Here is a 10,721-nt window from a genome sequence, read left to right on the forward strand (position 1 = left end):
CGGCACCGGCACTCCGGGGGCACCCATCCGCCGGGGCGGCGGTGACGAATACCGGACGACGAACGACGACGAAGACGGACAGCCGGACGAGCGACGAGGAGCGGACATGCTGGAGAACAGGGGTCTGGAGATCCTGATCATCGCCGTGGTGGTGCTGCTGCTGTTCGGCGCCAAGCGGCTGCCGGACTCCGCCCGCGCCCTGGGCAAGTCGCTGCGCATCCTGAAGTCCGAGACCCAGGCCATGCGCACCGACAGCAACACCGACAACGACACCCCCGCCCCGGCCGCCGCCCGCACCGGGGCGACCTCGCTGCCCACCGCCGAGGCGCCGCGGGGCGGCGCCCGGGAGGAGTCGGCGCAGCAGCAGCCCGACCGGGTCGGCTAGCAGCAGCCCGGAGGCCGTAGCACCCGAGCCCGCCGCTCAGGCGAACTTCCCCTCGGCGACGTTGGTGTCCGGGAGCAGCCCGTGGAACGGTTCACCGACCGGGCGCGGGGCGTCGGCAGGGACGAAGGTGAACTGGACCATGCCGCGGGTGGTGCCCTCCGGCGGGATCCCGGCCCGGTGCAGGCAGCGGGTGGTGTTGCAGAACGCCCCGATCCCGGCCGGGACATCGAACGGGACCACCAGCGCCGGGTCGTCCAGCATCGCCCTGGCCGGGCCCTTGGCCCAGCCCTGGCCGAGGTAGCCGCTGCGCATGATCCGCCGGGTGGTCGGCACGCTGTGCAGCCGGAACGCGCCGCCCTCGGCGGTCACCCCCTCGCTGATCTGCACGAAGAACTTCAGCGTGGACGTCGGGTGCTGGTCGCAGTGCCAGAGGTTGCCGTAGTGGTGGACCTTCCGCTGCTCCTCGGTGAGGTGCTTGATCCGCCACATCCGCGCGTGCTGCACCCGCCACAGCCCGCCGTAGTAGGCGTCCAGGGTGCGCAGCACCGGGGCGGTGAGCAGTTCCCGCATGGCCGGGACCTTGGCCAGCGGGTCGTCCACGTAGCGGACCACGTCCTTGATCCGGCCGCCCATGTCGAAGGTGGCGGAGTCGTCGGTGATCACGTCCTCGTAGCCCTGCCTGACCTCTTCGATGAGTCCGGCCCGGTAGCCGGGGTCCTGGACCGCGTAGCCCTGCCGGGCCACCACCGCGCCGAGCGCCTTCCCGGCCGGGTCCAGCTCCACCGCCGGACGGGCCCGGCGGCGGTTCAGCATCCGCCGCTGGCCGAGGTTGTTCTCAGCCCAGGCGTCGTTGCCCCACAGCACCCGGGCCGACTCGTGTGCTATCTCCCGCCGCACCCGTTCCAACTGCATCGTGCCCCCCACAGCCCCACCCCTCGGACGTCCTGTTCCGGTCGGTTCGGCGTCACGCCGATTCAACCGTACCGACCTGAAATCGTCTCATGTCAGCGGTCTCCGGGACGAGCCCTTGTGAAAGTCCAGTGAACATCCACTGGGGTCCCCGCGGAGCGGTGACGTGCGGGAGAATCGAACGATGAGATTCGGCATGCTGGGCGCGACCCGGGCGTGGGACGCCGACGGGCGACCGGTCGCGCTCGGCGGGCCCGGACGCCGGGCGGCACTGGCCCTGCTGGCGCTGGACGCCGGACGGGTCGTCACCGTCGACCAGCTGATCGACGGGCTCTACGGGGAGCAGCCCCCGGCCGGGGTCGGCAACGCGTTGCAGGCCCGGCTCTCCCGGCTGCGCGGAGTGTTCCGAACGGCGGGCGGCGGCGACGAGCTGATCGAGCGTCACCCGGCCGGCTACCGGCTCGCGGTCGACCCGGGACAGGTCGATGTGCACTGCTTCACCCAGCTGGCCGAGCGCGGACGCGAGGCCCTGGCCTGCGGCGACCCGGCTGCCGCGGCCGAGCTGCTAGGCGAGGCGCTGGCGCTGTGGCAGGGCCCGGCACTGGCCGACGTCGGCGACGCGCCCTTCGCCGGGCCGCGGGCCGTCCGGCTGGACGAGCGGCGGCTCGCCGCGGCGGAGGACCGGATCGAGGCCGTGCTCGCCCTCGGCGGGCACCGCGCCGCGGTCCCCGAGCTGCGCGAGCTGCTGGCGGCGCACCCGCTGCGGGAGCACCTCGCGGTACTGCTGCTGCGGGCGCTGCACAGCGACGGACGTCAGGCCGAAGCGCTGGCCGCGTACGCGGAGACCCGGGACGCACTGGCCGAGGCGCTGGGCGCCGACCCGGGCCCGGAGCTGGCCGCGGCGCACCTCGCGGTGCTGCGCGGAGAGCTCACCGGCGGTGCGGCGGGCCCTCCTCGCTCGCGTGTTTCACGTGAAACCTCGTTGCCCGCGCAGCTCAGCGGGCTGGTCGGGCGGGACCGGGAGTTGGCCCGGATCGCCGAACTGCTGCGCACCGCGCGGCTGGTGACGGTGACCGGCCCCGGCGGCGCCGGGAAGACCAGGATCTCGGTCGAGGCCGCCGCCCGGCACCCCGGCGACAGCTGCTTCACCGACCTCTCCGACCTGGCCGAGGGCAGCGACCTGGCCCAGGCCGTACTCAGCGCGCTGGGCCTGCGCGGCTCCGGCCTGCTCGGGACCGGGAGCCAGGGCCCGAGCACACTGGCCCGGCTCACCTCCGCCCTCGCCGAGCGCGACCTGCTGCTGGTGCTGGACAACTGCGAGCACCTGGTCGCGGACGCCGCCGTACTCGCCGCCGACCTGCTCGCCGCCTGTCCCCGGCTGCGCGTCCTGGCCACCAGCCGGGAGGCGCTGGGCATCACCGGCGAACACCTGCTGCCGCTGCCGCCACTGCCGGAACCGGCCGCGGTCCAGCTGTTCACCGAGCGGGCCAGCGCCGTCCGCCCCGGCTTCGACCCGCTGCGGGACGCCGCCGCGGTCGCCGAGATCTGCCGCCGCCTGGACGGGCTGCCGCTGGCCGTCGAACTCGCCGCGGCCCGGCTGCGGATGTTGTCGCCCGGTCAGATCGCAGACCGGCTGGACGACCGGTTCCGGCTGCTCACCGGCGGCAGCAGGACCGCGCGGCCCCGGCAGCAGACCCTGCGCGCCGTCGTCGACTGGAGCTGGGAGCTGCTCCCCGAGGCCGAGCGCGGCGCGCTGCGCCGGGCCTCGGTCTTCGCCGGCGGCTGGACCCTGGAGGCCGCCGAAGCGGTCCTGGCCGACCCGGACCCGCTGGGGCTGATCGGGGCCCTGGTCGACAAGTCCCTGGTGGTCGCCCAGGAGGCGGACGGCGAGGTGCGCTACCGGCTGCTGCAGACCGTCCGCGCCTACGCCGCCGAGCGGCTGGCCGAGTCCGGCGAGGAGACCGCGGCCCGGCAGGCGCACCTGGACTACTTCCTCGGGCTGGCCGCCACCGCCCAGCCGCAGCTGCGCGGCGCTGAGCAGCTGCGCTGGCTGCGGCTGCTGTCCGCCGAGCACGACAACCTCAACGCCGCGCTGCGGCACGCGGACACCGGCGCCGCGCTGCGGCTGATCGGCGAGCTGGCCGGCTACTGGCTGCTGCGCGGGCTGCGCTTCGAGGGCGGCCCCTACGCCCGCCGGGTGCTGGAGTCGCTCGGCGGTCCCCACCCGCCGCCGGGGCTGGCCGAGGAGTACGCGATCTGCGTCATCCTCGCCGTCCAACTTCCGGGCGGGCAACAGGAACTGGCGGACCATCTGGCCGTCGCCGAGGAGCTGGTACGGGAGTTGCGACAGCGCCCGGGGCGGCTGCCCGCACTGTTCCTGCTCTGGGCGCCGTTCACCGGAGTGCCGCAGGACATGGGCGAGTTCACCGTCGAGGACGGCGCGCTGTGGCGGACCGACCCCTGGTACAGCGGTCTGATGCACATCGGCGACGGCTTCCGGCTGCTCTACGTGGACGCCGATCCGCAGGCCGCCGACCGGGAGTTCAGCGCGGCGATGGACAGGTTCCGGGGGATCGGCGACCGCTGGGGCATGATCATGTCCCTCGGCGAGCTGGCCGGGCTCAGCTACTGGCGCGGCGACCACCGGCTCTCCGAGCGGCAGTCCGCGGAGTCGCTGCGGCTGGCGGCGGAGCTGGGCGCCACCGAGGACATCGCCGACCTGCTCTGCAACCGGGCCGAACGCCGGATCGGCAGCGGCAGCCTGGACGCCGCCCTGGCCGACTGCGAGCGGGCCGCGGCACTGTTCCGCGAGGTCGGCGCGGCCGACAGCGTGGCCCGGGTCCGGCTCTGCGAGGCCGCGGTGGCGCGGCTGCGGGGAGACCTGGCGGGGGCGCGGGCGCTGTGCGAGCCGCTGGTCGCGGCGACGCCGCCGGGGTGGTTCGGGGGTGACTGGCTGCGGGTCTCGGCGCTGCTGGAACTCAGCCGGATCGCCGGCGCGGAGGGGGAGCCGCAGGCCGCACGGGAGTACCTGCGGCGGGCGCTGCCACGGGAGCTGGACGCACGGAACCTGCCGGTGCTGGCCCAGGCGGCGGAGGCGGTGGCCGCGGTGCTGGACCTCGAGGGCCGGGCGGAGCGGGCGGAGGAGCTGCGCCGGGTCGCGCGGGGGCTGCGGGTCGAGGGCGGGGCCGACGGGATCGCGCTGGTGCTGGCGGAGGCCCGGGGCGGCGGGTGACGCCCTGAGCGAGGGCGCGGCTCGGGGGCGACCGCTGGTCAGCGCCGTTCCCCGCCCCCCCGCGACCGGACCCGGACGGTCAGAGCGTGGTCAGCGGACGGTCAGCGGGGCCGGTCAGAGTCCCGGTATGACCTCTTCGACGCGTACTCCCGCTGTCTCCGCCGCTCGTCGGTGGGGGACCCTGGCCGTCTGCGCGGCAGCCGCGCTGCTGCTCGGGATCGACAACACCGTGCTCAACCTGGCCGTCCCGGACCTGGTCCGGGAGATGGACCCGTCCTCCACCCAGATCCTCTGGATCGCCGATGCCTACAGCTTCGCGCTGGCCAGCCTGCTGGTGGTGATGGGGAGCCTGGGCGACCGGATCGGCCGCAAGCGGCTGCTGGTCATCGGCTCCACCTGCTTCGGCCTGGCCTCGCTGCTCACCGCCTACGCGGGCAGCCCGGAACTGCTGATCGCCGCCCGGGTCCTGCTCGGCGCCGCCGGGGCCACCGTGATGCCGTCCACCGCGTCACTGATCCGGGCCACCTTCACCGACCCCAGGGAACGCACCCTGGCCCTGGGCATCGACGGCGGCGTCGGCGCGATGGGCTTCGTGCTCGGCCCGCTGATCGGCGGCGCGCTGCTGGACCACTTCTGGTGGGGCTCGGTGTTCCTGATCAACGTGCCGGTGATGCTGGTGCTGATCACCGCGGGCGCGCTGCTGCTGGTCGAGTCCCGCGACCCGAACCCGCGCCGGCTCGACCTGCCCAGCGTGCTGCTGTCCGTGACCGGGCTGTTCGGCGCGGTCTACGCGATCCAGATCGGCACCCACGACGGCTTCACCCGGCCCGGGGTGCTCGCCGCCGCCGCGGTCGGGCTGGCCGCGCTGACCGCCTTCGGGCTCCGGCAGAGCCGGATCAGCAACCCGCTGATCGACCTGCCGCTGCTGCGGAACCGGGCCTTCGCCGGATCGGTCGGGGCGAACCTGGTCACCATCGTCTCGGTGTCCGCGCTGTCGCTGGCCTTCTCCCAGTACTTCCAGGACGTCCGCGGCTGGTCGCCGCTCACCGCGGGCCTCGCCTCGCTGGCCGGGCCGCTCGGGGCGATGATCGGCGGTCCGTCCTGCGCCGCGATGATCAACTGGCTCGGCCGGGCCCGCACCGCCGCGCTCGGCCTCGGGCTGATGTGCGTCAGCATGGCCGGGCTCTGCTGGATCGGCGCGGACACCGACTACTGGGTCATGGCGCCGGTGGTCCTGCTCAACGGCGTCGGGATGGGCTTCGTCTTCGGCGTCACCATGGACACCATGATGGCCACCGCCCCCAAGGAGCGGGCCGGCGGCGCCGCGGCGATCGGCGAGACCGCGATGGAGCTCGGCGGCGGCCTGGGCATCGCCGTCCTCGGCAGCGTCCTGGCCGGCGGCTACCGCCGGGCGCTGGACCTCCCGGCCGGGCTGCCCGCCCCGGTCGCCGCCGCCGCGCACCAGAACGTCGGCGGGGCCACCACCGCGGGCCGGGCACTGCCCGCACCGCAGGGCCCGGAGCTGCTGCACACCGCCCAGCAGGCCTTTGTGCACGGCCTGCACCTCAGCACCGGGATCGGCGCCGGCATCCTCGCGGTCGGCGCGGTGGCCACCCTGTTCGCTCTGCGCGGGGTGCCGAAGGTGATCGACGACGAGCAGCACGCGGAGGCGCCGGAGACCCTGCTGGTCGGCTGACCTGTCGGCGTTCCGGCTCCGGTGAGCGAGGATGGTCGGGTGACCCCACCCCGCCTGATCGCCACCGACCTCGACGGCACCCTGCTCCGCAGCGACGGCACCGTGTCCGACCGCACCCAGGCCGCGCTGGCCCTGGCCGAGGAGGCGGGGATCTCCATCGTCTTCGTGACCGGCCGGCCACCGCGCTGGATGGAGTCGCTGACCGGGCACATCGGCCGGCACGGGGTCGCCATCTGCTCCAACGGCGGAGCCGTCTACGACGTCCGGCGCAAGGAACTGGTGGAGTCCTTCCCGCTGCGCCCCGCCGACACCCTGGCCGTGGTGCGGGCGCTCCGGGCCGAACTGCCCGGGGCGGCCTTCGCGTTCGAGTACCCGGGCGGCTTCTCGCACGAACTCGGCTGCGACAGCGTCTGGGACGGCGGGGAGTTCCGCCGGATCGCCCCCGCCGAGGAGTTCCTGGCCGGCCCGGAAGCGGCCTCGGTCTTCAAGATGCTGGTCAAGGCGCCCGGTCTGGACCCCGACGAGATGCTCCGCCGGGCCCACCGGGCGGCCGGCCACCTCGCCGAGATCACCCGCTCCAGCCCGATGCTGGAGATCAGCGCCCTGGGCGTGAGCAAGGCCACCACCCTGGCCCGCTGGTGCGCCGAACGCGGCATCACCGCCGACCAGGTGGTCGCCTTCGGCGACATGCCCAACGACCTGCCGATGCTGGCCTGGGCGGGCACCGCCTACGCAGTCGCCAACGCGCACAGCGAGGTCCTGGCCGCGACCGCGCTGCGGGCCGGCGACCACGACCGGGACGGCGTCGCCGCGGTGATCGAGGCCCTGGTCGCCGAGGTCAGAGCAGAGCAGTCCAGCTGACCGCGGTCCCCCGCCCACCGGGCCCGGGGCCGTACCAGGCGGCGCCGCCCAGGTTCGCGGCCCGGTCCGCCAGGTTGCGCAGCCCGCTGCGCCGCCCCTCGGCCGGGATGCCGACCCCGTCGTCGACCACGGTGAGCAGCACCGCCGGACGGCCCGCCCCGCGCAGCGCGCTCTCCAGGTCGCCCTCGGGGGTGGGGCCGCTCCTGGCCGGGCGGCCGTCCTCGGCGATGTGCGCGGTGGTGTCCACGGTCACCGCGACCGCCGAGGAACGCGCGTGCCGGGCCGCGTTGGACAGCGCCTCCCGCAGCGCGGCGACCAGCTGCCGTCCCAGTTCCTCGCCGACCATGGAGTCGACCGGTCCGCTGAAGGCCACCGACGGCTTGAACCCCAGCGGGCCCGCCGCCTGCGACACCTCCCTGAGCACCTTGCTGCGCAGGTCGCCGCCGCCGTCCGGGGTGTCGTCGTGCTGCAGGGCGTAGATCGTGGTGCGGACCTCCTGGATGGTGGCGTCCAGCTCGTCCACCGCCTTGCCGATCCTGGCCTTCACCTCGGGGGCCTCGGCCTGCCGGGCAGCGCTCTCCATGATCATCCCGGTGGCGAACAGCCGCTGCACCACCAGGTCGTGCAGGTCCCTGGCGATCCGGTCCCGGTCCTGGTAGACGGCGAGCCGCTGCTGGTCCTGCTGCCCCTCGGCCAGCCGCAGCGCGAGCGCCGCCTGCCCGGCGAACGCCTCGGCGAGGTCCCGCTCGTCCCTGGTGAACGGCGGCGCCCCGGCCTCCCGCCAGACCGCGACGGCGCCGAGCACCCGTCCCGCGCTCATCATCGGCAGCGCCATCCCCGGACCGAACATCCGGGCGATCCGCAGCGAGGTGCGCGGATCGGCCGCCATGTCCTCGATGATCACGCTCTCCCCCCGCAGCAGCAGCGCCACCTGGTCCCCGGCCGGGACGTGCTCCCCGGTGACGAACCCGGCCGCGGCGCCCGCCGCGTGCGACACCCGCAGCCCGCCGTCGCCGGTCGGCAGCAGGATCAGCCCCAGCGCGGCCCCGGCCAGCTCCCGCACCTGCTCGGCCGCGGTCAGCAGCGCCGCATGGGCGTCGTCCGAGGTCAGCATGGCCGTGGTGACCTCCCCCGCGCCCGCGATCCAGTGCTCCCTGCGCCGCCCCTCCTCGTACAGCCGGGCGTTCTCGATGGCCACCCCGGCCGCCGCCGCCAGCGCCTCCATCACCTGCTGGTCCTCGGCGCTGAAAGTCCCCCGGTCGCGCTTCTCGGTGACGTAGAGGTTGCCGAAGACCTCGCTGCGGATCCGGATCGGCACACTGAGGAACGACCGCATCGGCGGATGCCCGGCCGGGAAGCCGACCGCGCGCGGATCCTGGGTCAGGTCGTCCAGCCGCAGCGGGCCCGGATCGTCGATCATCGCGCCGAGGATGCCCCGGCCCACCGGCGGATGCCCGATCATCGCGGCCTGCTGCTCGGTCAGCCCCACCGGGATGAAGTCGGCGAGACCGCTGGTGTGCGGCGCGAGCACCCCCACCGCGGCGTACCCGGCGTGCACCAGGTCCGCCGCGGCGGTGGCGATCCGCTGCAGCGTCACATGCAGGTCGAGCCCCGAGCTGACCGCGACCACGGCCTCCAGCAGCTCCCGCATCCGGTCGTTCACCGCGGCCACCGCGTGCAGCCGCTCGGACACCTCGGTCACCAGGGCGTCCAGCCCGAGCGACGAGGCACGGGGCTCCGGGGTGCTCATACCCCGAGCGTAAGCAGCGCGTCCGCCTCCCGCTCGCGCAGCCACAGCCGCCGCAGCGGGCCCTCCACGCCGCTCAGCTCAGGCCAGCTGCCGCGCTGCACCACCCGGCCCGCGTCCAGCACCACGATCTCGTCGACCGCGTCCAGGCCCGCCAGCCGATGGGTGATCAGCAGCGTGGTCCGGCCCTCGGTCGCCGCGAGCAGGTCCGCGGTCAGCGCGTCGGCGGTGGCCAGGTCCAGGTGCTCGGCGGGCTCGTCCAGCACCAGCACGGGGAAGTCCGCGAGCAGCGCCCGCGCCAGCGCGAGGCGCTGGCGCTGGCCGCCGGACAGCCGGGCGCCGTGCTCGCCGACCATGGTGTCCAGCTTCCGCGGGAGGGACTCCACCCACTGGTCCAGCCGGGCGGCGGCGAGGGCCTCGGCCAGGTCCTGGTCGGTGCAGTCGGGGCGGGCCAGCCGCAGGTTCTCGCGGAGCGAGCTATCGAAGACATAGGCGTCCTGGGCGCAGGTTCCGACCGCAGTGCGGACCTCGTCGCCGTCCAGCGCGGTGATGTCGGCGCCGTTGAGGGTCACCGAGCCCTCGGCCGGGTCGAGGAACCGCAGCAGGACGTTGGCCAGGGTCGTCTTCCCCGAGCCGCTCGGACCGACCACCGCGACCCGGCGGCCCGGCGCGAGGGTCAGGTCGATCCCGCACAGGGCGGGGGTCGCCTCGCGGCCTGGGTAGGCCGCGGTCAGCCCGCGGACCCGCAGCGGGAGGGGCTGCGCCGGCAGCGGGAGCGGCTCGGCCGGCTCGCGGACCGGGTCCGGGGTGTCCACCAGCTCCAGCACCCGGGCCGCGGAGCGGGTGCTGCGGCGGCGGATCTGCGCGGCGGCGGGGAGCGCGGTGGCCGCCTCGAACGCGGCCAGGGGGGTGAGCAGCAGGACGGCCAGCAGGACGCCGTCGAGCCGGCCTGCGGCTACCGCGTGGACCCCGGCCAGGGCACAGCCGACCGCGGTCAGCCCGGTCAGCGCGACGCCCAGCCCGGCGCCGACGCCGGCCCCAGCCGCGGAGCGCTTGGACAGCGCGGTCAGCGTCCGGTCGGTGGCGCCGAGTTGGGCGAGGCGTTGCGGCAGTGCGCCGCTGACGGTCAGTTCGGCGACGCCGTCCAGCAGCGCGACGGTCTCGGCGGCGAGGCGGCCCCGGGTCGCCGCCTGCGCCTCCTCCGCACGGGCCGACAGACGGACGGTCAGCGCGGGGACGGCCACGCCCGCGAGCAGCAGGCCCGCGGCGAGGAGGGCGCCCGCTTCGGGGAGGATCCACGCGGTGACGGCCACGGTGGCCGTCCCGGCCAGCGCGGCGGCCTGGGCCGGCAGCCGGAAGCGGAGCAGGTAGTCCTGCACCGCGTCCACGTCGGAGACCAGCCGGGACAGCAGGTCGCCGCGGAGGGTACGGCCGGTGGCGGCCGGGGCCAGGCGCTCCAGCCTCCGGTAGACGGTGGCGCGGACGCTCCCCAGGGAGCGGAGGACCGTGTCATGGCTCAGGAGGCGCTCGGCGTAACGGAAGGCGCTCCGCGACGTCCCGAAGGTACGCACGGCGGTGACGGCGACCATCAGGTACAGCACCGGGGGCTGCTGCGAGGCCCGGTCGATCAACCAGCCGGAGGTGCCCAGCAGCGCGGTCGCGCTGAGCAGCGCCAGCGCGGCAAGTGCTACGGCGAGGGCCGTACGCAGGACGTTGGTGCCTGTACGTAGCCGCTTCAAGGGGTTTGCCTGCGGCGCGGGGGGTTGCATGGCAGCGGGGGTGGGCCGGGTCGGGGTAGTCGCTCTGGGGCCTGCTGCGAAACGGGTGCTTGGAGTCGAGGTGCCTTTGCTACGCCGCTCGCACCCGTTTCTCGCTTTGACGGCCCCTGCCG

Annotated in this window: 7 protein-coding genes; 4 read left to right on the forward strand and 3 right to left on the reverse strand. The window is 75.1% G+C overall.

Translation table 11 applies throughout. The annotated features are described in order from the left end of the window. Positions 1-106: 106 nt before the first annotated feature. Positions 107-385: a Sec-independent protein translocase subunit TatA gene (gene tatA, locus ACEZDE_RS15165; RefSeq protein ID WP_380536604.1), complete on the forward strand. Its 279-nt coding sequence runs from the start codon at positions 107-109 to the stop codon at positions 383-385. Between the two features lie 36 nt (positions 386-421). Here tatA and ACEZDE_RS15170 read toward each other — a convergent pair whose 3' ends face one another. Further along, positions 422-1,309 carry a hypothetical protein gene (locus ACEZDE_RS15170; RefSeq protein ID WP_380536608.1) on the reverse strand — a complete coding sequence of 296 codons (888 nt, stop codon included), beginning with the start codon at positions 1,307-1,309 and terminating at the stop codon, positions 422-424. 169 nt (positions 1,310-1,478) lie between these two features. On the opposite strand from ACEZDE_RS15170, the gene ACEZDE_RS15175 reads away from it, so the two are divergent. From ACEZDE_RS15175 to ACEZDE_RS15185, 3 genes are all read left to right on the forward strand, one after another. Further along, the gene (locus ACEZDE_RS15175) at positions 1,479-4,526 is read left to right on the forward strand and encodes a BTAD domain-containing putative transcriptional regulator (RefSeq protein ID WP_380536611.1); all 3,048 of its coding nucleotides are present in this window, start codon (positions 1,479-1,481) and stop codon (positions 4,524-4,526) included. Positions 4,527-4,653: 127 nt separating this feature from the next. Next, on the forward strand, positions 4,654-6,222 hold the full coding sequence (locus tag ACEZDE_RS15180) for an MFS transporter (protein WP_380536614.1): 1,569 nt from the start codon (positions 4,654-4,656) through the stop codon (positions 6,220-6,222). A 39-nt stretch (positions 6,223-6,261) separates the two neighbouring features. Further along, a complete protein-coding gene (locus ACEZDE_RS15185) occupies positions 6,262-7,083 on the forward strand; it encodes an HAD family hydrolase (protein WP_380536617.1) in 822 nt (273 codons plus the stop codon). Here the strand turns inward: ACEZDE_RS15185 and ACEZDE_RS15190 are convergent. Together ACEZDE_RS15190 and cydC are read right to left on the reverse strand one after the other, a co-directional pair. Beyond that, positions 7,061-8,833 (reverse strand): GAF domain-containing sensor histidine kinase, encoded by a 1,773-nt coding sequence (locus tag ACEZDE_RS15190; RefSeq protein ID WP_380536621.1) that lies wholly within the window; start codon positions 8,831-8,833, stop codon positions 7,061-7,063. The genes ACEZDE_RS15185 and ACEZDE_RS15190 overlap by 23 nt on opposite strands. Then, on the reverse strand, positions 8,830-10,721 hold a 1,892-nt coding region (gene cydC / locus ACEZDE_RS15195), incomplete at its 5' end, for a thiol reductant ABC exporter subunit CydC (protein WP_380536626.1). The genes ACEZDE_RS15190 and cydC, both read right to left, overlap by 4 nt.

The sequence above is a fragment of the Streptacidiphilus cavernicola genome (assembly GCF_042510955.1).
In the GTDB taxonomy this organism is placed as follows: Bacteria; Actinomycetota; Actinomycetes; order Streptomycetales; family Streptomycetaceae; genus Streptacidiphilus; species Streptacidiphilus cavernicola.